Raw genomic sequence first — 21,711 nt, 5'->3', positions numbered from 1 at the left:
GAGCTCGGCGGTCGGCTTGCGACGGTGGGCCGCCGGGCGGCGCGGCGTTCAGTCGCCGGACAGGTCGCGGGAACCGAGGGCCAGGACGACCTCGACCAGGTCGCGGGGACGGGCCAGCCGCCGGCCGGTGAGGTTCTCGACGCGGCGCAGCCGGTTCAGCACGGTGTTGTGGTGGCAGTACAGGCGGGTCGCGGCGCGGGCGGCCGACCCGTCGCACTCCAGCCAGACGGCCAGGGTCTCGATCAGCACGTCGCGGGTCCCCGGATCCAGGTCGGCCAGCGGGCCCAGCACCCGCTCGTGCAGCCTGCCCGCCAGCTCCGGCTGCGACACCAGCAGCGCCTCGGGCAGGCGCCGGTCGATGCGGGCGATGTCCGGCTCGCCCGGACGGCAGGTGCGCAGCGCCAGTTCGGCGAGCCAGCGCGCCGTACCGAGGTCGGCCAGACCGTCCACGACGGCGCTGACGCCCGCATGCGCGTGCAGGTGCGGGCGCAGCGCCGCCTCCAGGTCGTCCAGGCCGGCCTCGCCGAGGTCGACCACCGCGACCTGTGCGTCGGCGCGCACCCGCCAGATGAACCGCATGCCGCCCGCGGCCGAGTCGCCGAGCCGGACCGGTTCGTCCTGGCGCAGCATCACCACGGCGTAGCGGCCGCTGGGCGGCAGGCCGAGCACGGACACCGCCGTGGCGATCAGGCCGCCGTCGCCGCGGCCCTCCAGCAGCGCGTCCACGACGGCGTTGACCCGCTCCACGCTGCGCCGCAGCAGCTCGTACTCGGTGCGGTGGTAGGCGGCCGCGGCGGCGCTGGACTGCTGGTCGATGGCCTGCCAGGTGCGGGTGGCCTGCCGGACGAGCGCGGGCACATGCGCGGGGTCGTCCTCAGTGACGGTCTCCACCAGCGCGTCCCAGAACACGGTGCCCGCCAGGCGGTAGGAGCGCAGCAGCCGGTCCAGCGGCAGGCCCTGCTCGGCGCGGCGCCGGCCGAGCTCCTCGGCCCACGTCAGGTCGGCGCGGCCCCGGCCGGAGTCGAGGATCGCCGCGAAGCCGTGGCCGAGGCCGGTGTGGCAGACCTCCCACAGGTCCTCGCGCGACCCGCTCGGACGGTCGCCGCCCTCGCCGCTGAGGATCTCGCCGACCAGCCGTCCCGCGAGGTCGGGCAGCCGCTTGCGCAGCCGCGCCACCGCCCGGCGGACGATCGCCCGGTCGGCGCCGTCGGGCACCGTCGTGAGCATCGCCATGCTCGCCTCCTCGAACGCCACCGCAGGTGCCGCCGCAGGGCGCTCATGGTCGCATCCGGGCGGGGCCGTGACCAGACCCAGACCCGCCGGATTGTGAGCGGTCACAACCGCGGGCGGCACCGGTTGCGTCCGCTCCCCGTATTAGAACGGCGCTCTAGACCTGCCCCGCCGACCCGTGTTGGTGTGAGCTCCCCCACCCCCCGCGAAACGACCGCGAGGAGGCACAGGTGCGCGTACGGCATGGCCCCGGGGCCGCCGCTTTGAGCGTGAGCGGCCTGACCGTCGACTACGGCCCCGTCCGGGCCCTGCGGGAGGTGTCCCTGGAGGTGCCCGAGGGCGGGTTCGTGGCGGTGCTCGGCGGCAACGGCGCGGGCAAGAGCACGCTGCTGCGGGCGGTGTCCGGCGTGCTGGGGTTCCACGGCGGGACGGTGCGCGCTGGCGACATCACCGCCGGCGGACGGTCGCTGCGCGGCCTGCGGCCCGACCAGATCGTCGCCGCCGGCGTCGTCCAGGTGCCCGAGGGGCGCGAGGTGTTCGCCCGCATGACCGTCGGCGAGAACCTGCGCGCCGGGGCGCTGGGCGTCCGGCGCGACCGGCGCCGGACGGCCGCCACCCGCGCGCGCGTGCTGGAGCTGTTCCCGGTGCTGGCCGAGCGCGACCGGCAGAAGGCGGGCCTGCTGTCGGGAGGCGAGCAGCAGATGCTCGCGATCGGGCGGGCGCTGATGGCCGAACCGCGGCTGCTGCTGCTCGACGAGCCGTCCCTCGGGCTGGCGCCCATCATGGTCGAGCGGATCGCCGAGACGATCGCCGCGATCAACCGGCAGGGCACCGCCGTGCTGCTGATCGAGCAGAACGCGGCGCTGGCGCTGGAACTGGCCGCGCACGCCTACGTGCTGGAGGTCGGCCGGGTCGCGCTGTCCGGGCCGTCCACCGAGCTGGCCGCGTCCGAGGAGATCCGCCGCCGCTACCTGGGCTCGGCCGGCGCGGATGACGACGAGCCGGCCGACGTCCCGGAGCGCACCCTGACGAGGTGGGCCGGATGACCGCCGCGCCCATCGCCCCCGAACTGGTGGTCACCGGCCTGACCGTGCGGTTCGCCGGCCTCACCGCGCTGGACGACGTCGGCTTCACCGTCACGCCCGGCAGTGTGCACGCGCTCATCGGCCCCAACGGAGCGGGCAAGTCCACCTGCTTCAACGTGCTGTCGGGCGTCTACCGTGCCGCCGCGGGCAGCGTCCGGTTCGGCGGCACCGAGCTGACCGGACTGCCGCCGCACCGCATCGCCGCGCTCGGCGTGGCCCGCACGTTCCAGAACCTCGCGCTGTCGCCCCGGCTCAGCACGGCCGACAACCTGATGCTCGGCCGCCACCGCCTCACCCGCGCCGGGTTCGTCGCCTGCGGGCTGCGGCTGCCCGCCGCGCGCCGCGAGGAACGCCGCCACCGCGCCCGCGTCGCGGAGATCGCCGAGTTCGTCGGCGTCGCCGAGCACCTCGGCCGACCCGTCGGGCTGCTGCCGTACGGGGTGCAAAAGCGCGTCGAGCTGGCCCGGGCGCTGTGCCTGGAGCCGCGCGTGCTGCTGCTGGACGAGCCGGTCGCCGGGATGAACGCGCCCGAGCGGCGCGCGATGGCCGCCGTGCTGCGCCAGGTCCGCGCCTCGCTCGGCATCTCGATCCTGCTGGTGGAGCACGACATGGACCTGGTCGCCCGGCTGGCCGACGAGGTCACCGTCCTGGACTTCGGCCGCCGCATCGCCACCGGCACCCCCGCAAGCATCCGCAGCAACCCGCAAGTCATCCGCGCCTACCTGGGCACCCCCGGCACCACCACCTGGACTGCCGACACCGTGGAGACCCCCGGCGCTGCCGGAGCCGCTGGCACGGCCGCCGGGACCGGCGGCACTGCTGGTGCTGTCGGATCCGCTGGTGCTGGTGGCACAGCCGACGCGGTCGGGACGGCCTCCCGGATCGCCGGCGCTGCTGGCACCCGCGAGACCGCTGGTACCGCTGGCGCTGCCGGAACTGCTGGCACGGCTGCCGGGGCCGATGGCACTGCCGGCACGGCCGGATCCGCTGGTATTGCCGGCGCAGCCGACGCGGTCGGGACGGCCTCCCGGACCGCTGGCGCTGCCGGCACTGGCGAGACCGCTGGTACCGCTGGCGCTGCCGGAACTGCTGGCACGGCTGCCGGGGCCGATGGCACTGCCGGCACGGCCGGATCCGCTGGTGCTGCTGGCGCAGCCGACGCGGTCGGGACGGTCTCCCGGATCGCTGGCACTGCCGGAACCAGTGGCACTGCTGGCACCGCCGGCGCTGGCGGCGCTGCCGGCGCTGGCGTAAGTGGCGAGGTTGATGGGGCTGCCGGGGCCTCGGCGGCGGCTGGGGAGGGGGAGCAGCGGTGAGCACGATCGTGGAGATTCTGGTCAACGGGCTCGCATCCGGTGCGGTGTACGCGCTCATCGCGCTCGGCTTCGTGGTGATCTTCAAGGCCACCGAAGTGATCAACTTCGCCCATACGTCGCTGCTGCTCGCGGGCGGCTACCTGGTCGCGGTGTTGCACGACGACATCGGCTTCGCCGGTGCCGTCCTGGCGGGCGTCGCGGCGACGGCGGTGCTGGCCACGCTGGTGGAGCTGGTGGTGCTGCGCCGCGTCCGGACCGGCGGGCACGCCACGCTGAGCATCGTCACGATCGGCGTGGACATCGTCCTCACCGTCGAGCTGACCCGCCGCATCGGCACCGAGGTGCTACCGCTCGGCGACCCGTGGGGCGACCGCGTCGTACGGATCGGCGATGTCACGATCGCGCAGACCCGCATCGCCGCGTTCGCCGTCGCGGTCGCCGTGATCGCCGCGTTCCTGCTGGCGTTCCGGTTCACCTCCTGGGGCGTGGCGATGCGCGCCGCCGCCGAGAACCGCCGGACGGCCGCGCTGATGGGCGTGCGGCTCGGCCGGGTCTCGGCGGGCGCCTGGGCCGTCGCCGGGGCGCTGGCCGCGCTCGCCGCGCTGTTCATGTGCGTGTTCCCCACCCCCGGTTTGGACCGGACGACGTCGCTCGCCGCGCTCAAGGCGCTTCCCGCCGCCGTGCTCGGCGGGATCGACTCCACCACCGGCGCCCTCGTCGGCGGCGTGCTGATCGGGATCACCGAGGCGGCCGTCGTCGGCTACCAGAACGACGTGGCGCTGTTCGGCGGCGGCTTCGCCGAGATCGCGCCCTACCTGCTGATGACCGTCGTGCTGCTGGCCCGCCCCGCCGGGCTGTTCGGAACCAGGGAGCCCGCCCGTGTCTGAGCGACGTGTGACGGCCGCCGCGGCCGCCGTCGGCCTGGCCGTGCTGCTGGCGGTGCCGTTCTACGCCGGGCCGTTCTGGCTGCAGGCCGGGCTGTTCGCGATGGCCGCAGCGATCGGCGCCATCGGGCTCAACGTGCTCACCGGCGCGGCCGGTCAGCTGTCCATGGGGCACGCGTTCTTCCTCGCCGTGGGCGCCTACACCTACGTGTGGCTGGCCGCCGAGCCGGAGGAGGCCGCCGGGCGCACCCTGTCCGGGCTGGGCTGGCCCACGTGGACGGCGGCGGTCGCGGCGGTCGCCGTCGCCGGTATCGCGGGCGGCGCGTGCAGCCCCATCGCCGGACGCCTCAAAGGCCCCGCGCTGGGCATCGCCACACTCGCGCTGGTCTTCCTCGGCCAGCATGTGATGCTGCGGGCCGACTCGGTGACCGGCGGTGTCAACGGACGCGCCGTCCCGCCGATGGAGCTGCTGGGATTCCGGTTCGCCGACACCCCCCAACCGCTGTACGTGCTGGGCGTGCCGTTCGGCGGGCTGGAACGGCTCTGGTACCTGGCCCTGCTGCTGCTCGTCCTCGCCGGACTGTTCGCGCGAGGCGTGCTGCGCTCCCGCCCCGGACGCGCGCTGAACACCATCCGCGACAACGAGATCGCGGCGGGCGCGATGGGCGTGCCGGTCGCGCGGTACCGGGCGGCGGCGTTCGTGCTGTCGTCCATGTACGCGGGGCTGGCCGGGGTGCTGGTCGCGCTGGCGTTCCAGCGGACGGTGCCCGAGTACTTCGGCCTGACGCTGGCCCTGGACTACCTCGCCATGATCGTCATCGGCGGGCTCGGGACGGTGGCGGGCGCGGTCACCGGCGCGGTGTTCGTGTCCGTGCTGCCCATGCTGCTCACCCGCTACGGCGACGCCGTCCCCCTGGTCGCCCCGCCCGGCTCGTCCGGCGGCATGTCGCCCGCCGAGGCGGCCCGGCTGCTGTACGGCGTCGCGTTCGTCGCCGTCCTGCTGTACCTGCCCGGCGGCGTGCTCGGCCTGGCCGCGCGGATCCGGATCCGCCTGCGCGCACGCCGCCGCCCCGCGTCCCCCCTCCCCTCCAGACCCGAGGAGACACCCGCATGAGAACCCTCACCGTCGCCGCGACGGCGCTGGCGCTCGCCCTGACGGCCGCCGGGTGCAGTGGCAAGGCCACCGGCGGCTCGTCCTCCGATGGCGTCAAGACCGGCCCCGGCGTCACCGACGACAAGATCACCGTGGCCGCGTTGACCGACCTCACCGGCCCGTACGCCGCGCTCGGCAAGGGCGTCACCCAGGCACAGAAGCTCTACTTCGACCAGCTCAACGCGGCCGGCGGGGTGTGCGGACGCAAGGTCGAGCTGGTCGTCCGCGACCACGGCTACGACGTGCAGAAGGCCGTCGCCGCCTACAGCGAGGTCGCCCCCCGGTCGGCGGCACTGCCCCAGGTCATCGGGTCGCCCATCACCAACGCGCTGCGCGCCCGGGTGGAGGCCGACCACCTGCTGACCATCCCGCAGGCGTGGGCGCACGACCTGCTCGGCAGCCGCTACATCCAGGTCACCGGCACCACCTACGACATCGACATGATCAACGGGCTGGCGTTCCTGGCGCAGGAGAAGGGCCTCAAGCGCGGAGACAAGGTCGGCCACATCTACCTGGAAGGCGACTACGGGCAGAGCGCCCTCGCCGGGTCCAAGTACGCGGCCGGCAAGCTCGGCATGACGCTGGTCGAACAGCAGGTCAAGGCGACCGACGCGGACATGACCGCGCAGGTCGGCGCGTTCCGCAAGGCCGGGGTGAAGGCCGTGCTGGTCAGCGTCAGCCCCAAGCAGGCCGCGTCGCTGGTGGGCGTGGCGGCGGCCGCCGGGCTGGACGTGCCGTTCGCGGCGAGCAACTCGGCGTTCGCGCAGCAGCTGCTGGCCACCCCGGTCGGCGCGGCGCTGCAGAAGGACTACTACGTGCTGACCGCCGCGCCGCCGTTCAGCGCCGACATCCCGGCCGTGCGCAAGCTGGCGGGTGAATACCAGGCGGCCTACAAGGGGCAGCCCCTGGACAGCTCCGTCTACTCGGGTTACACAACGGCTGCAATCGTCGGTGAGGCGCTCAAGAAGGCGTGCGCCGGCAAGGACCTCACACGTGACGGCATCGTCAAGGCCCACCGCTCCAACACCTCGTTCGACCTCGGGTTCGGCGGCGCGCCGCAGGACTTCTCCAAGTGGGACCGCCCCGCGTCCCGCGCCAGCTACGTCGTCAAGCCCGACGCCAAGGCGGTGGGCGGCACCCGCATGGTGCGCGACGCCGCCGAGTCCGACCTCGCCAAAGGGTACGCCGCGCCGAGCCACAGCTGACCGCGGGCGGCCCCGGCCGGCAAGCCACTGAGCCGTGAGCCGCATCGCACGAGCGGCATCCGGCTGGGAGGTGCGACATGACCCTCGGAACCGACCTCGCCCCCACGACCACCACCGCCCCCCTCTACGGGCGGGACCACGAGCTGGCGGCCCTGCGCGGGCTGCTCGCCCGGGCCCGCACCGGACACGGCGGCGCACTGGCGATCGCCGGGCCGCCCGGCATCGGCCGCACCGCCCTGCTGGAAGCGGTCGTCCGCCAGGCGCCGCCCCGGTTCCGCGCCGTCGGCACCCGGGGCATCCCGCAGGAGACCGCCGTGCCGTACGCGGGCCTGCACCGGCTGCTGCGCCCGCTGGTGGACGCGGCGCGGCGGTCGTCCCCGGCACACGCCTCCCGGCATGCCGACGTGCTCGCCCCGCTGCTCGGGCACGGCGGCGGCGTCACGGCCGCGCCGTTCACCCTGTACACCGCCGTGTGCGGGCTGCTGGCCGAGGTGGCGGCGGGCCGTCCGCTGCTGTGCTGGGTGGACGACGCGCACCTGCTGGACCGCGTGTCGCTGGAGGCGCTGACGTACGCGGCGCGGCGCGTCCGCGACGACCGCGTGGCCATGGTGTTCACCGTGTGCGGGCGGGACGGCCCGGCCGACGTGCCGCGGCTCACCGTCCCCCCACTGGACGACGCCGCCTCGATGCGCCTGCTGGACCGGCTCACCCGGGGCCTGATCCGGGAGGAACTGGCCGAGGAACTGGTCGAGCTGGCCGCCGGCCGTCCGCTGGCACTGGTCGAACTGGCCGAGGCGCTGACCCCCGGGCAGCTCGCGGGCACGGCGGCGCCGCCCCGGGCGCTGCCCGCCGGCAGCCGCCTGCGCGCCCGCTACCGGCGGCGCTACCTCGGCCTTCCGCCCGGGGCCCGGCGGCTGGTGCTGCTGGCGGTCGCCGACGACCGGCTCGACCTGGACACCCTCTCCCGCGCCGCCGGCCTCGCCGACCTGGACGCGGCGCTCGGCTCCGGGCTGCTGCGCGTGGACGGGCAGGCCGTGGAGGTGCCGCCGCTCGTCCGGTCCTCGGTGTACGCCGACGCCTCGCCCGCCGAACGGCGGTGGGTGCACGCGCGGCTCGCGGACGTCCTCGACCAGGAGGGGCAGCGGGCCCGGCGCTGCCGCCACCGCGCCGCCGCCGTGGACCGTCCGGACGACTCCCTCGCCGACGAGCTCGCCGACGCCGCCGCCTCCGCCCGCGCGACCGGCCAGTACCTGGACGCCTCGCGCGCCTGGCAGCGCGCCGCCGAACTCACCACGGGCCTGGACCTGAAGGCCGACCGGTACGTGTCCGCCGCGGCCGACGCGTGGACGGCCGGGCTGCCCCGCCGGGCCCGTGCGATGCTGCGTCCCGTGCTGCCGTTCGCCGACACCCCCGAGCGGCTCGGCCGCGCCCGGCTGCTCCAGGGCGAAATCGAGCTGTACGACGGGACGCCCGCCATCGCCGCCGGAATCCTGCGCGAGGCCGCCGACCGCCTGGCCGACTCCGACCCCGCGCTGGCCGCCACCACCCTGATGAAGGCCGCGCACGCCGCCGAAGCGGGCGGCGACCTGCACTCCTTCGCCGCCATCGCCGACCACGCGGCGCAACTGCACGCGCGGGGCCCGGTCGCCGAGCTGGTGGTCGCGCACCTCGTCGGCTTGGCGGCGACCTTCCGGGGACGGTTCGACGTCGCGTCCCGGAACCTGGCCAGGGCACTGGAACTCGCCGACCAGACCGACGACTGCACGGCCGTCATGTACGCGGCGTTCGCCGCCATGGTGTGCGGCGACGGACGGCGCGCCCGGGAACTGGCCGCACGGGCGGTGGCAAGCGCGCGCTGCGGCGCCGCCCCCGTGTTGGAGCCGCAGGCGCTCGCGATCCTCGCCCACACCGAACTGTTCCTCGGCCGCTACCCGGCGGCGACCGCCATCGCCCGGGAGGGGCTGCACCTGGCCCGCGCCGCCGGGCAGCGCAACATCGCCGCCGACCACCTGGCCACGATCGCGCTGGTCACCGCGTTCCGCGGCGACCGCGCCGCCACGCTCGGCCACCTGGACGGGCTCAGTGACACCGTGGGACGCCACGGGCTCGCCCGTCCCGCCGCGTACGGGTCCTGGGCCCTGGCGTGCCTGGACCTGGCCGACGACCGGCCAGCCGACGCGCTGCCCCGGCTGCGGCTGCTGACCGGCACCGACTCGGCCCATCCCGCCGTCCGCGTCCTGGCCACCGCGCACCTGGTGGAGGCCGCCGCCCGCTGCGGCCGCCGGGACGAGGCCCGCCGCGCGTTCGAGCTGTACGACCGCTGGGCGCGCGGCACCCGCAGCCCCGGACGGCGCGCGCTCGCCCACCGCTGCCACGCCCTGCTCGCCGACGACGAGGACACGGCCGCCGCGCACTTCGAGGAGGCGCTGCGGCTGCACGGCCACTGCGACGCGACGTTCGAGCTGGCCCGCACGGAACTGCTGTACGGGCACCGGCTGCGCCGCGACCGCCGCCCCCGCGAGGCCCGCGGCCACCTGCGCACCGCCGTGCAGATCTTCGCCGGCTACGACGCGGCGGCATGGGCCGAGCGCGCCCGTGCCGAACTGCGCGCAGCGGGGGAGGCGGTGAACGGCGGCGGCACGGCCGGCCTGGACCGGCTGACCGCCCAGCAGCTCCAGATCGCCCGGCTCGTCGCCGCAGGCGCCACCAACCGCGAGATCGCCGCCCGGCTCACCATCAGCCCCCGCACCGTAGATCACCATCTGCGGAACGTCTTCTCCCGGCTGGGCATCCGCTCGCGCGTGGAACTGGCCCGCCTGCTCACTTGACGCCACCGACGTCCTCCTGCAGGCCGCGGCCCCGCAGAATGCCCGGAGTCCCGTGCTGATCGGCATGATGGCGCAGGCGCTGCTCGACCCCGCGTTCGCCCACACCTTCCGCGACCGCTTCCTGGCCAGCCGCCGCGCCGCGATGCGCAAAATCCTGGAACGGGCCGCCGCCCGCGGCGAGGTCGCACCCGATGTCGACACGGAGACCGTGATCGATGTCGTGTGCTGTGGGACCGGCTGATGCTCGACCACGCCCCGTTGGACGAGACGGCGAGCGGCCACGTTGTTGACCTGCTGCTGCGCGGTATCACCCGCGAACGCTGAGACGCGTGCGCGCCGGCGTCTTCGTCCGCGCGACGGCCCCGATGTGAGCCTCGGGAAGAGGGCGGCGGCCGCGTTGACCTTGACGCCGGCGGCAGGGGTGCAGCGCGCATCGCCGCCCAGACCGCGGCCCGCGACCGGCCGGCCGCGGCCCTGCGCGCGGCGACCGGCCGGACCGGCGTCCGCACCGTCGCCTAAAAGATCACTGGTCGGGCTCGTCCGGGGTTTCGCCGGTGAGGGTGTCGAGCACCTGCCGGCCGTATTTGGCGAGTTTGGCCTCGCCGACGCCGTTGACACGGCTGAGTTCGGCGAGGGACGCCGGGCGGACGGTGGCGATCTCGCGGAGCGTGGCGTCGTGGAAGATGACGTAGGCGGGGACGCCCTGCTCCTTGGCGGTTGCGGCGCGCCAGGCGCGCAGGCGCTCGAACAGCGGCACCGCCTCCGCGGGCAGGTCGGCGGCGGGGGTGGACTTCTTGCCCGGTTTGGCGGCGGCGGCCTTGGCGGCGGGACGTTCGGGTTCGCGGCGCAGCATCACCTTGCGCTTGCCGCGCAGCACATCGGCGCTGCGGTCGGTGAGGGCCAGCGTCCCGTGGTTGCTCTCGACGGCCAGCAGCCCCTGCGCCAGCAGCTGGCGGATCACGCTCCGCCACTCGGCCTCGCGCAGCTCCGTGCCGACGCCGAACACCGTCAGCGCGTCGTGGTCGAACTGGATGACCTTGGCGGTCTTGCGGCCCAACAGGATGTCGATGATGTGGCCCGCGCCGAACCGCTGGCGCCGCTCGCGGTCGAGCCGCACCACCGCGGACAGGATCTTCTGCGCGGCGATCGTGCCGTCCCACGACTGCGGCGGCGACAGGCAGGTGTCGCAGTTGCCGCACGGCTCGGCGGACTCGCCGAAGTAGTCCAGCAGGCGGACGCGGCGGCAGTCGACCGTCTCGCACAGCGCCAGCATCGCGTCCAGGTGCAGGGACAGGCGGCGGCGGTGCGCCTCGTCGCCCTCGGAGCCGTCGATCAGCTTGCGGAGGTTGACGACGTCCTGCAGGCCGTAGGCGAGCCAGGCCGTGGAGGGCAGGCCGTCGCGTCCGGCGCGGCCCGTCTCCTGGTAGTAGCCCTCGACCGACTTGGGCAGGTCGAGATGCGCCACGAACCGCACGTCCGGCTTGTCGATGCCCATGCCGAACGCGATCGTGGCGACCATGACGAGGCCGTCCTCGCGCAGGAAACGCGCCTGGTTGGCGGCGCGGGTGGCCGCGTCCAGGCCCGCATGGTACGGCAGCGCCTCGATGCCGTTCGCGGTCAGGAACTCGGCGGTCTTCTCCACCGAGTTGCGCGACAGGCAGTAGACGATGCCCGCGTCTCCGGCGTGCTCGGTGCGCAGCAGCGTCAGCAGCTGCTTCTTCGGGTCGGTCTTCGGCTCGATCCGGTAGCGGATGTTCGGGCGGTCGAAGCTCGCCACGAAGTGACGGGCCCCCTCCAGGTCGAGGCGGGCGGCGATCTCGGCGCGGGTCGCCGGGGTGGCGGTCGCGGTGAGGGCGATGCGCGGCACGTCCGGCCAGCGCTGGTGCAGCCCGGACAGCATCAGGTAGTCGGGCCGGAAGTCGTGCCCCCACTGCGCCACGCAGTGCGCCTCGTCGATCGCGAACAGCGACACCGTCCCGCGGTCGAGCAGCTCCACGGTGGCGGGCAGCCGCAGCCGCTCGGGCGCCAGGTACAGCAGGTCCAGCTCGCCGGCGACGAACTGCGCCTCCACGACGCGGCGCTCGTCGAGGTCCTGCGTGGAGTTGAGGAACCCGGCCCGCACGCCGAGCGCGCGCAGCGCGTCCACCTGGTCCTGCATCAGCGCGATCAGCGGGGAGATCACCACCCCGACGCCCTTACGGACCAGCGCGGGGATCTGGTAGCACAGCGACTTGCCGCCGCCGGTCGGCATGAGCACCAGGGCGTCGTTGCCCGCGATCACATGCTCGATGATCTCCTGCTGGCCGTCGCGGAACGAGTCGTACCCGAACACGCGCCGCAGCACGTCCAGCGCGCCGCCGCCGGTCTGCACTTCGCTCGCGTGAGAGGACACCCGGCCATCCTAGGGGCGGGCTACGACGGGCAGCGCGGGTTGTCCACAGGCTCGTCCTGCGGGACGCCGAGCAGGGCCAGGAAGGCCGCGGCAGCGGGGCTGGGGCGCAAGCGGCTCCAGATGAGGTGCTCCACGCGGGCCGGAGCGTCGCGGACCCGGACGGTGGGCAGGTCGGGCAGTTCGGACGTGAAGGACGCCGGCATCATCCCGATGCCCAGGCCCTGCCGGATCAGCCGGGCCATGAAGTCCACCGTCGTCACCTCAAAGGCGACCTCGCGCCGGACTCCGGCCGCCGCGAACGCCTGGTCGGACTGGATCCGCGCGGCGGTTCCCGCGGGGAAGTCGACGAACGTCTCAGCCGACAGCTGGTGCAGGTCCAGATGGTCCTCCCCGGCCAGCGGATGGTCGGGCGCCATCACCGCGACGAGATCACCGCGCGCCAGCTCCCGGCCGCGCACGCCTTTGGGGCGCAGGCCCACCGGCAGCCCGAGGAACCCGATGTCCAGGCCGCCCTGCCGCACCTGCTCGATCAGCTCCTCGCTCGCGCCCGAGCGGAGGGTGATGCGCACCTGCCGGTGCCGCAGGTGGAAGTCCTTCAACGCGGTGGGGAGGTCGACCGCCGTGACGGTGGGGATGGCGCCGATGGCCAGCCGTCCGCGGATCTCGCCCGCGGCGGCCGCCACCTCGGCGCGGGCGCGTTCGGCGGCGTCCAGGGCCTGCCGGGCGGCGGGCAGGAACGCCTCGCCCGCGGGGGTCAGCCGGACGCGACGGCTGGTGCGGTCGAACAGCTTGGCGCCCAGCTCGCGTTCCAGCCGGGCGATCTGGTGGCTCAGTGCGGACTGGACGACCCGGCACTGCTCGGCGGCCCGGGTGAAATTTCGCGTCTCCGCGACCGCGACCACATAGCGCATCTGCTGAAGCTCCATGGATCAATCGTGATCGGAGATCGATGTCATGACAAACATGTGTTGGACTCATTGATCGTCCGTGCTCGAGGCTGGGGGCATGACGGCGACGAGACCTCATGCGGTCGGCGGCATGCCCCGCGGGCTGCTTCTGCTCATGTCGGTGGCGACCGGACTGGCGGTCGCCGGCAACTACTTCGCGCAGCCGCTGCTCGACTCGATCGGCCGGGAGCTGGGGACCGGGACATCGCAGTCGGCGCTGATAGTGACCGCTGCGCAGTGCGGATACGCGCTGGGATTGATCCTGCTGGTGCCGCTCGGCGACCTGGTGGACCGGCGCCGGCTGGCGGTGTCGCTGTACGCGGCGACCGCGGTGTTCCTGCTGGTGTCGGCGACCGCTGCCAACGGCACGGTGCTGCTGATCAGCACCGCTCTCACCGCGCTGACCTCGGTGGGCGCCCAGGTCGTCGTGCCGTTCGCGGCGGCGCTGGCGGACCCGGCCGAGCGCGGCCGGGTGGTCGGCACGGTGATGACCGGGCTGATGCTCGGCCTGCTGCTGGCGCGCACCGCGTCCGGAGCACTGTCCGAGCTGGGCGGCTGGCGGACGGTCTACTGGGTGAACGCGGCGCTGATGGCGCTGATGGCCGTGCTGCTGCGCGCCTTCCTGCCCCGGCTCGGCGCGGGCGGCACGCGCATGTCCTACTCGGGGCTGCTGCGCTCGACGGTGGCGATGTTGCGATACGAGCCGCTGCTGCGGTGGCGGGCGGCCATCGCCGCGCTGAGCCTGGCGTCGTTCAGCGTGCTGTGGACGGCGCTGACCTTCCTGCTGGCGCGGCCGCCGTACGGCTGGTCGGAGTCGGCCATCGGCCTGTTCGGCCTGCTCGGCGTCGCCGGTGCGCTGACCGCCACGGTGGCGGGACGGCTGGCGGACCGCGGGCACGTCCAGCGCGTGGCCGCCACCGGGACGGTGCTGCTGACGGCGTCCTGGGCGGCCCTCGCCGCCGGGGCGCACTCGCTGGTGCTGCTGATCGTCGGCGTGGTCGTGCTGGACTTGGCGCACCAGGCGGTGCTCAACAGCAGCCAGAACGTCATCTACGCGCTCCGGCCCGAGGCCCGCAACCGCATCAACTCCGCCTTCATGACCACCTTCTTCGTCGGCGGCGCGGCGGGATCCGCGCTGACCTCGGTGGCCTGGGCGCACGGCGGCTGGCCCGGCGTGTGCGTCCTGGGCGCCCTCCTCTCCACGGGGACCGTCGTGCTCCTGGGGTTGGAGCGCATCACTGTCAACCGGGCCGTCGGCCGGCCGCCCTCCGTTGACACCGGCCGTCTCCCCGTCACCACTGAAGGGAAGTGACTGTGCCGCGCACTGTGCTGATCATCGGAGCCACCGGAACTGTCTCCAGCGCGCTGCTCGATACGTTGCATGGGGGCGACGTGCACCTGCGGGCTCTCGTCCGTGACGCGTCCAGGGCAGCCGGCCTGCGCGGGCGGGGTGTCGAGGTCGTCACCGGCGACCTCGACGACCCCCGGTCGCTGCCGCCGGCCTTCGAGGGGGTGCATGACGTGTGGCTGCTCACCCCGAACGGCCCGCGCGCACCGGAGAACAACATGAACGCCGTGTGGGCCGCACGCCAGGCCGGTGTGGAACGCGTCGTGCGGCTGTCCGTCGTCGGAGCGGCGCACGACGCGCCGACCCGCAGCGGCAGGCTGCACGCGTTGTCCGACCGGGAGACCGAACGGTGCGGCATGCGCTGGACGATCCTGCGCCCCCACTGGTTCATGCAGAACCTTCTGAACGAGGCGGCCGACATCTCCGCCACCGGAACGTTCGCGCTGAACATGGCGTCGGCGCGGGTCGGCATGATCGACGCACGCGACATCGCCGGGTGCGCCGCCCGCGTGCTCCTCGACGACCCCGACCGCCACCACGGCCGCACCTACACCCTCACCGGCCCGCGCTCGCGGACGTTCACCGAGGTCGCCGACGAAATGAGCCGCGTCCTCGGCAGGCCCGTCCGGTATCTGCCGGCCGGCGACGACGCCAAGCGCAAGACCCTGCTCGGCCACGGCGTCCCGGAATGGATCGCCGACATGCTGGAGGAGTACGCGCAGGCCTACGCCTCCGGCTGGGGGGACTTCACCACCGACACGGTCGCCGACCTGCTCGGCCGCCCCCCGCGCGACGTCGCCGACTTCATCCGCGACCACGCCGACGCTTTCACCCCGCCAACTGGGGCCTGAGAAGAAAAGGAACACATCATGCGACGTTGGATAGTGTCCGCTGCGATCGTGCTCAGGCTGGTCACCGTGGTGAGCGTCGGCTTACGCGTCCGCAGACCGCGCTGCCGCCGGCCACCGTTCCGGGGTGGCGTTCCCGACCACGATCCGGCTACCGGACGAGTTCCGTTCTGAGGGCATCGAGACCGGACCGAGGCCGTACGCCTACGTCGCGACCCGCCGGGTGGACCTGCACGGCGAGTCGCTGCGCGAGGGCGACGGCCTGCTGCTGCGCGGCCGGACGCTGTTGGCGGTGCAGAACCGGCTCAACGCGGTGGCCGTCCTGCGGCTGAACGCGTCGGGGACCGAGGGCCGCGTCGTGCGGCGGGTGAGCGACCGCCGGTTCGACGTGCCGGCGACCGTGGCCGCCTCCGGCGGGCGGCTGCATCTGCCCAACGCCCGCTTCGACACGCCGCCGACCTGGTACAACGCGGTCGCCCATCCCCGACCCTGAGCGGTCGTAAGCCTCGGAGCGAACATCTGATCCCCGGATCGGCCCGCGCCGGTCGCCTTCCGGCGGGCGGCGGTTCGGCCCGGTGGTCTGCAAGAACGGCGTGCGCTTGGGTCAGATGGTGGACCATTCGTCACCCGATGTGGTGGCCTCCTCTCATTTGCGGACAGAACGCACAAGTTTCCGGCGGTGTCTGGCAGGGTGAGAGCCCCCGCTCGGCTCTGTGGCCGTTGGAGAGGAGAGTCATGACCTTCCTCGGAGTCCTGCTGATCGCCGTGGCCGCCGTCGTGGGCGTCGGCGTCGTGCTGGACAACCCCGGCGACACCACCCTGACCGTCTTCGGCAGCGCCGTCCCCGGTGTGAACAACCAGTGGCAGGTGTTCTTCGCCGGTGCCCTGTTCGCGGTGGTGCTGGTCATCGGGATGGTGCTCACGTGCATGGGGACGGCCCGCACGATTCGGACGCGCCGCGAGGTGCGCGCCCTGCGCGAGGAACGCGAGGAGTCGCTCACCACCCTGGAGATGGAGAAGCGGCGGCTCGAACGCGAACTGGCCCGCATCCGCAACAGCGCCGCCGCCTCCGCCGCCCGCCAGGCCACCGCCGCCCCTGCCTCCCCGGCCGCGCCCGCCCCGGCGCCTGGGCCTCGCTCCGCCGCGCGATCCCAGGTCAAGGCGGCGTCCCCGTTCTTCGACCGCTCCGAGTGACCGCTCCGGACGGACGAGCCGCGGATCGCCCCCGACGGTGACGCGGCCGTCCGGCGGATCGCCGCACGGAGTGATGACGCCGTCCGCGCCGCGCGCGCAGGATGGATGACGTGTCGATTCTCATCAAGACCGGGATCACCGCGGTGGCGCTGGCCGTGGCCGCGCTGGTGCTGGACGGCATCACCGTCACCGGAGACGACACCGGGCGCCGAGCCCTCGTGCTGGTCGCCGTCGCGGTCATCTTCGGCCTGGTCAACGCCATCATCAAGCCGATCATCAAGACCCTCGGATGCGCGTTCTACGTGCTCACTCTCGGGCTCATCGGGCTCGTGGTGAACGCCCTGCTGCTCCTGCTCACCAGCAAGATCGCCACCGCGCTCGACCTGGCCTTCCACGTCGCCGGATTCTGGGCGGCCTTCTGGGGCGCCATCATCGTCGGCGTCGTCGGCTGGCTCCTCAACCTCTTCGTGGACGCCGACGACTGATCCGTGCCGGCGGCGGATCGTGAGGGACGGTCTGCGCGCAGCATCCAAAGGGCCCGCCCGGAAGGGCGGGCCCTTTCGCGTATGCGCGGGGCGTCACCTCATTGATTTCCGGTGTTGCGGTCGGCCGGCCGCTCCTCCTGGGAGTTGGAGGCTGGTCCGGGCTCGTCCGGGGGGAGCGCCTCGGTGGCCGGACGCGCGTCGTCGGCTCCGGCCTGGGGAGTGGAGACGTCAGGCATGGTGACGTCTGCCGCAGTGGGGTACGCGGGGTCTGACGCGACAGGTGTGGTGGCGTCTGCTGTGCTGGGCGGTTCGGCGTCGTCGGTGGTCTGCGCGGGTGGGGGTGCGTCTTCGGCCCCGGCGTAGGGGGCGGGTGCGTCCGGCATGGTGACGTCTGCCGCGGTCGGGTACACGGACTCGGCTTCGGCAGGTGCGGGGACGGGCGCGGTGGTCCCGACTACGGCAGGTGGCTCGGGGACGTCGGTGGGTTGCGTGGGAGCGGGCGTGGTCTGGGGTTCGGCTGCGGTGTAGGGGGCGGGTGCGTCCGGCGTGGTGACGTCTGCCGCAGTGGGGTACGCGGAGTCTGCCTCGGCGGTGGGTGAGGCCGCCTGTTCGGTGGCGGGGGACGAGTCGGGTGCGGGTTCTGGCTCGGGTGTGTGAGCGGGGGCGCTTTTGGACGGGACGTCGTCCGTCAGGGTGGGCATGGCCACGGTTGCTTTGGCGGGCGTGGGCTCATCCCCGCTGGCGGTAGAGGCGGGGAGGGGCCTGGTCGCGTCGGCGGGTGCGGTCGGGTCTTCGGCGGCTTTTGGTTCGTGCGCGGACGCGGGTGTGTCCGCGGTGCTGGTGGCGCTGGGGGAGGAGTCGTGCGTGGGGGTGGGTAGGGGCGTGGTCGTGTCGGCGGGTGGAGTCGAGTGTGCGGCGGCTTTTGGTTCGTGCGCGGACGTGGGTGTGTCTGCGGTGCTGGTCGCGTTGGGGGAGGTCTTGTGCGTGGGGGTGGGTAGGGGCGTGGTTGTGTCGGCGGGTGGAGTCGAGTGTGCGGCGGCCTCTGGTGCGGGTGTGTCCTCAGCGGCGGTGGCGCTGGGCGGGGAGTCGTCTGCGGGGGTGTCAGTGGCCGCGATCGTGTCTTCGGGGTCCGATTCACTGCCGAGGGCCACGGCGTCGGGTGTGGCCGACTGTTCGGTGACGGCCTCGGCATCGCGGGCGGAGGCGGCCTCCTCGTCGGCGGCCCCGTTGTTGGGCGCGGGCTCGACCTTATCGGCGCCGGGGGTGGCGGAAGGCGTGCTCGCGTCGGCGGGTGTTGCTGGGGGTTCGGCGGTCTCGGCTTCGTGGGCGGGGGTGGGCGTGGGTGCGTCTTCCTCGGAAGCGGGCTCCGCTGGAGTGCTGGGGGTCGGGTCCGCGGTGGTGTGGCGGTGGAGCAGGTGGGGGGCTTGCTCCGCACACCGGGTGAAGGGGGTGCCGGGAAGGGTGGGCTCGTCGGTGTCCTCCGGGGGGCGGGTGGGGTCGCCCAGGAGGATCCAGTTGCGGGTGCGGACGGCGCCTACCAGGAACTGGGCGTCGGTGACGGCTTCGGCGCCCGTCACGACCAGGGTGTCGTACTCGGCGGACGCAGGGAGGGCGGCAGCGGCGGCGAGCGGGACGGCGCAGACCAGGTCGGCGGTGCGCAGGAGGATGTCTGCGGTCTCGCCTGAGGCGTCGTGCTCGCCCGCCTCCAGGTAGCCGGTGAGCTGCTCGATCCGTTCCATGGCGCGCCGCTGGTGGGTCTCCAGCCGGTCGGGGGCGGCGTCGGCGGGGTCGGTGCCGCAGAAGTCCTGGACGTGCTCGCGAGTGCGCTGGGCGGTCTCCTCGGCGGACGCCAGTTCGGCGGCGCGGGCGGCCTGCTCCTGCTCGGCGGCCGATTCCAGGTCGGCCAACTCGGCTTCGGCGTCCGCCAGGCGCTGCGCCGCGGTCGCCGCCAGGGCGCGGCTGCGTTCGCCCGCGGCCTGCGCCTCCTGGCGGGCGGTGCGGGCGGCCGCGAGGCGCTCCTCGATCAGGCGGACGGCCTGGTGCGCGTGCCGGGCCGCGCTGGACGCCTGGGTGGCCCGGTCGACGGCCTCGGCGGCCTCGCGGGCGCGTTCCCGGTAGTCGCCGGCGGCGGTCTCGCGTTCGGCCGTCAGCCGGATGATCTCGGCGTCCAGGCTCTGCTGGGCCTGGCGGGCGGCGGTCAGCCCGGCGCCGCCCTCGTTGACGAACCGGATCAGCCCGGAGCGGCGCAGTTCCGCCCGCTCGGCGGCCTGCTTGGCCTCGGCGGCGCGCACGGCGGCGTCGTCGGCCTCGCGCTTGCGGGCCTTGGCCTCGGCGCGCAGGTCGCGCAGGTCGGGCGGCGGGGCGGCGACGTGCAGGCGCTGGCCGAGGGTCAGGGTGCGGCGCCGTGCCGACAGCGCCGACTCGGCGGAGACGGCCCGGTAGTAGGCGGCATGGGCCTCGGCGGCGGCGTCGGCGGAGGCGGCCTGCAGCCGTTCGGCCTCGGCGCCGGCGACGGGCAGTTCCTGATGCGCCTTCTCCAGCTGGTCCGCGAGGGTGATCTCCTGCTCGCGGGCGGCCTGCAGTTCGGTGCGCGCGTGGGCGAGCCGGGCGTCGATCTGGGCGCAGTGGGCCTGCGCGGCGTCGGCGGCCTGGGAGAGGCGGTCGGCGGCGGCCGCCGCCGCGTCCGCCGCGGCCTGGAGGCGTTGCGCCTCGGCGCGCGGCTCCACCAGCTCGGCGGTGATGCGGTCGACTTCGGCGGCGAGCCGTTCGTCCTCGCGGCCGGCCTCCGCGACGGCCTGCTCGGCCGCGCCGACGGCGGTCCGCAGCTCGTCGATGCGGGTGCGCAGGCCGGTGCGCCGGGCGTCGACCTCTGCGCGGCGGCGCCGGTCCTCGGTGCGCAGGGATTCGAGGGCGGCGGCGTCCCGCGGCCACTGCTCCAGCCACACCAGGCCGCGGCGCAGGAAGCGGATCTCGGTCTGCCACGCCTGCCGCCACGCCTCGCCGACCGGGCGGATGGTGGCGGCGCGTTCGGGTGCCGGTGATCCGCTGGACGGCGCGTCGGCCACCGTGGGCAGGGGCGCGGTGCCGGTGGAGCCGGCGGGCTTCTCCTCGGTGGCGGGCTGCAGCGGGAGCGTCCCTTCCGAGCCCTGCGGCTGCGGCTCGGCTGCCGTGTCGAGCCGGACGACGAAGGTGCCGTGGTCGTCGGCGTAGCCGCCCGCGATCTGCTCGACCTCGCCGGCGGTGGGCGCCAGCAGGAGGACGCGTTCGCCCCGGGCGAGCAGGGGCGTGACGATCTCCTGCGCGGCGTCGGCGGAGCCCCGCGCCGCCTCGACCAGTCTGACTACGGACGTGCCGAGCGACGCCGGAGCGACCAGCAGGCGCGCCAGCTCGTCCCAGTCGCCGACGACGCGCCGCTCACGGAAGGCGCGCAGCGCGTCGACGTAGGCCGGGCGCGTACCGGTGTCCTCCGGCCGCTCGTACGCCTCGGTGAGCGGCCCGTAGGTCTCCTCGACGGCCGCGCGCAGCCGCTCGGCCTGCGGAGTGTCGTCGTTGGTTCCGCTGCCCTGTCCTGACTGCTCCACCGCCGCCATCCCGCTGCTTCCGATTCGGCTCGCGCCCGTATGTCTCCTATCCGTCCCGGGACTAACGTCTCATACGTTGCCGATCAACGATGCCCCGTCAGGACGGCGTGATGGTCGATTCCGTCACGTGGCTGCGGGTCGGCGTGGACGGCGGCGCCCGCCAGCCGGGGCAGCGCGTGCATCAGGCCGTGCTCGGCGTCCACGGCCACCCGGTGTGCCGCGACCACGTCGAGCCCCGGATCGACGACGACGTCGCATTCGGCGCGCAGCCGGTGCCCCACCCAGCGCAGCCGCACCTGGCCTACGCCCAGCACACCCGGGGTGGCGGCCAGGACGGTTTCGGCCCGTTCCACGAGCGCCGGGTCGACCGCGTCCATGAGCCTGCGCCAGATCTCGCGGGCGGCCTGCCGCAGCACCAGGAGGATGGCCGCGGTGATGACGAGGCCGACGACGGGGTCTGCCCACGTCCAGCCCAGGGACGCCCCGCCCGCGCCAAGGAGCACGGCCAGGGACGTGAACCCGTCCGTGCGCGCGTGCAGGCCGTCCGCCACGAGCGCGGCCGAGCCTATGCGGCGCCCCACGCGGATGCGGTAGCGGGCGACGAGTTCGTTACCGACGAAGCCCACCAGCCCGGCCAGCGCCACCGCCCCAAGGTGCGACACCGGCTGCGGATGGGTGAGCCGTTGGACCGCCGCGTACCCGGCCCCTACGGCGGACGCGGCGATCGCCACCGCGATGACGATTCCGGCGAGGTCTTCGGCGCGGCCGTAGCCGTAGGTGTAGCGGCGCGTAGGGGGACGCCTGCCCACAAGGAACGCCACGGCCAGCGGGACGGCGGTCAACGCGTCCGCCGCGTTGTGCAACGTGTCCCCCAGCAATGCGACCGACCCCGACACCACGACCACGAGCGCTTGCAGCACCGTTGTCAGCCCGAGCCCGGCCACGGAGATCCACAGCGCCCGCATCCCCTCGGCACTCGACTCCAGCGCGGAATCCACCTTGTCGTGCGCCTCGTGCGAATGCGGCCGCAGCAGATGGGTGACGCGCGCCCCCATTCCGTGCCGGTGTCCGTGATGGTGATGACCGCTCATACCCCTCACCATGACTCACCGATCGGATTGCAGCATCTCGACAACAACGCAGGTCAGGCAGCGGCACATCGTTCGCAGATGCACGAGCCGCGCGAATCGGGATGCCGTCCGGGAAAGCGGTCCG

Annotated in this window: 17 protein-coding genes; 12 read left to right on the top strand and 5 right to left on the bottom strand. The window is 74.1% G+C overall.

Annotated elements, in window-relative coordinates; all coding sequences use genetic code 11:
• Nucleotides 1-48: 48 nt before the first annotated feature.
• Nucleotides 49-1,233, bottom strand: coding sequence for a PucR family transcriptional regulator (locus QSK22_RS21235; RefSeq protein ID WP_285496018.1), 1,185 nt, complete (start codon nt 1,231-1,233; stop codon nt 49-51).
• Nucleotides 1,234-1,460: 227 nt separating this feature from the next.
• Between QSK22_RS21235 and QSK22_RS21230 the strand changes: the two genes are divergently transcribed.
• The 7 genes from QSK22_RS21230 to QSK22_RS21200 all read left to right on the top strand — a co-directional run bounded on the left by QSK22_RS21230 (nt 1,461) and on the right by QSK22_RS21200 (nt 9,942).
• Nucleotides 1,461-2,276 carry an ABC transporter ATP-binding protein gene (locus QSK22_RS21230; RefSeq protein ID WP_285496017.1) on the top strand — a complete coding sequence of 272 codons (816 nt, stop codon included), beginning with the start codon at nt 1,461-1,463 and terminating at the stop codon, nt 2,274-2,276.
• Complete coding sequence (locus tag QSK22_RS33790; protein ID WP_352231465.1) at nt 2,273-3,631, top strand: ABC transporter ATP-binding protein; 1,359 nt, start codon at nt 2,273-2,275, stop codon at nt 3,629-3,631. The genes QSK22_RS21230 and QSK22_RS33790 overlap by 4 nt, the downstream gene beginning before the upstream one ends.
• On the top strand, nt 3,628-4,518 hold the full coding sequence (locus QSK22_RS21220) for a branched-chain amino acid ABC transporter permease (RefSeq protein ID WP_285496016.1): 891 nt from the start codon (nt 3,628-3,630) through the stop codon (nt 4,516-4,518). Before QSK22_RS33790 ends, QSK22_RS21220 begins: the two co-directional genes overlap by 4 nt.
• Entirely contained in the window at nt 4,511-5,629 is a 1,119-nt protein-coding gene (locus tag QSK22_RS21215; RefSeq protein WP_285496015.1) for a branched-chain amino acid ABC transporter permease, read from the top strand. The genes QSK22_RS21220 and QSK22_RS21215 overlap by 8 nt, the downstream gene beginning before the upstream one ends.
• Nucleotides 5,626-6,873 (top strand): ABC transporter substrate-binding protein, encoded by a 1,248-nt coding sequence (locus QSK22_RS21210; RefSeq protein ID WP_285496014.1) that lies wholly within the window; start codon nt 5,626-5,628, stop codon nt 6,871-6,873. The genes QSK22_RS21215 and QSK22_RS21210 overlap by 4 nt, the downstream gene beginning before the upstream one ends.
• Nucleotides 6,874-6,950: 77 nt before the next feature.
• Nucleotides 6,951-9,701 (top strand): AAA family ATPase, encoded by a 2,751-nt coding sequence (locus QSK22_RS21205; protein WP_285496013.1) that lies wholly within the window; start codon nt 6,951-6,953, stop codon nt 9,699-9,701.
• A gap of 52 nt (nt 9,702-9,753) precedes the next feature.
• Complete coding sequence (locus QSK22_RS21200) at nt 9,754-9,942, top strand: TetR-like C-terminal domain-containing protein (protein WP_285496012.1); 189 nt, start codon at nt 9,754-9,756, stop codon at nt 9,940-9,942.
• A 282-nt stretch (nt 9,943-10,224) separates the two neighbouring features.
• Here QSK22_RS21200 and recQ read toward each other — a convergent pair whose 3' ends face one another.
• Both recQ and QSK22_RS21190 read right to left on the bottom strand, forming a co-directional pair.
• Nucleotides 10,225-12,093: a DNA helicase RecQ gene (gene recQ, locus QSK22_RS21195; protein WP_285496011.1), complete on the bottom strand. Its 1,869-nt coding sequence runs from the start codon at nt 12,091-12,093 to the stop codon at nt 10,225-10,227.
• 20 nt (nt 12,094-12,113) lie between these two features.
• Nucleotides 12,114-13,019: a LysR family transcriptional regulator gene (locus tag QSK22_RS21190; protein WP_285496010.1), complete on the bottom strand. Its 906-nt coding sequence runs from the start codon at nt 13,017-13,019 to the stop codon at nt 12,114-12,116.
• Between the two features lie 79 nt (nt 13,020-13,098).
• Here QSK22_RS21190 and QSK22_RS21185 point away from each other — a divergent pair, with 79 nt between their 5' ends.
• The 5 genes from QSK22_RS21185 to QSK22_RS21165 all read left to right on the top strand — a co-directional run bounded on the left by QSK22_RS21185 (nt 13,099) and on the right by QSK22_RS21165 (nt 16,915).
• Nucleotides 13,099-14,352, top strand: a complete 1,254-nt coding sequence (locus tag QSK22_RS21185) for an MFS transporter (protein ID WP_285496009.1) — start codon at nt 13,099-13,101, stop codon at nt 14,350-14,352.
• Nucleotides 14,353-14,354: 2 nt separating this feature from the next.
• Nucleotides 14,355-15,239: an SDR family oxidoreductase gene (locus QSK22_RS21180; RefSeq protein WP_285496008.1), complete on the top strand. Its 885-nt coding sequence runs from the start codon at nt 14,355-14,357 to the stop codon at nt 15,237-15,239.
• Nucleotides 15,240-15,363: 124 nt separating this feature from the next.
• Nucleotides 15,364-15,729 carry a hypothetical protein gene (locus QSK22_RS21175; RefSeq protein WP_285496007.1) on the top strand — a complete coding sequence of 122 codons (366 nt, stop codon included), beginning with the start codon at nt 15,364-15,366 and terminating at the stop codon, nt 15,727-15,729.
• A 242-nt stretch (nt 15,730-15,971) separates the two neighbouring features.
• Entirely contained in the window at nt 15,972-16,430 is a 459-nt protein-coding gene (locus QSK22_RS21170; protein WP_285496006.1) for a hypothetical protein, read from the top strand.
• Nucleotides 16,431-16,540: 110 nt separating this feature from the next.
• On the top strand, nt 16,541-16,915 hold the full coding sequence (locus tag QSK22_RS21165) for a phage holin family protein (RefSeq protein ID WP_285496005.1): 375 nt from the start codon (nt 16,541-16,543) through the stop codon (nt 16,913-16,915).
• A 98-nt stretch (nt 16,916-17,013) separates the two neighbouring features.
• Here QSK22_RS21165 and QSK22_RS21160 read toward each other — a convergent pair whose 3' ends face one another.
• Both QSK22_RS21160 and QSK22_RS21155 read right to left on the bottom strand, forming a co-directional pair.
• Nucleotides 17,014-20,496 carry a coiled-coil domain-containing protein gene (locus QSK22_RS21160; protein ID WP_285496004.1) on the bottom strand — a complete coding sequence of 1,161 codons (3,483 nt, stop codon included), beginning with the start codon at nt 20,494-20,496 and terminating at the stop codon, nt 17,014-17,016.
• A gap of 83 nt (nt 20,497-20,579) precedes the next feature.
• Nucleotides 20,580-21,587 carry a cation diffusion facilitator family transporter gene (locus QSK22_RS21155; protein WP_285496003.1) on the bottom strand — a complete coding sequence of 336 codons (1,008 nt, stop codon included), beginning with the start codon at nt 21,585-21,587 and terminating at the stop codon, nt 20,580-20,582.
• Nucleotides 21,588-21,711 lie beyond the last annotated feature (124 nt).

Origin of the sequence: Actinomadura sp. NBRC 104425 (assembly GCF_030269545.1) — a bacterium.
In the GTDB taxonomy this organism is placed as follows: Bacteria; Actinomycetota; Actinomycetes; order Streptosporangiales; family Streptosporangiaceae; genus Spirillospora; species Spirillospora keratinilytica.
This window is presented reverse-complemented; position numbering and strand designations above follow the sequence as displayed.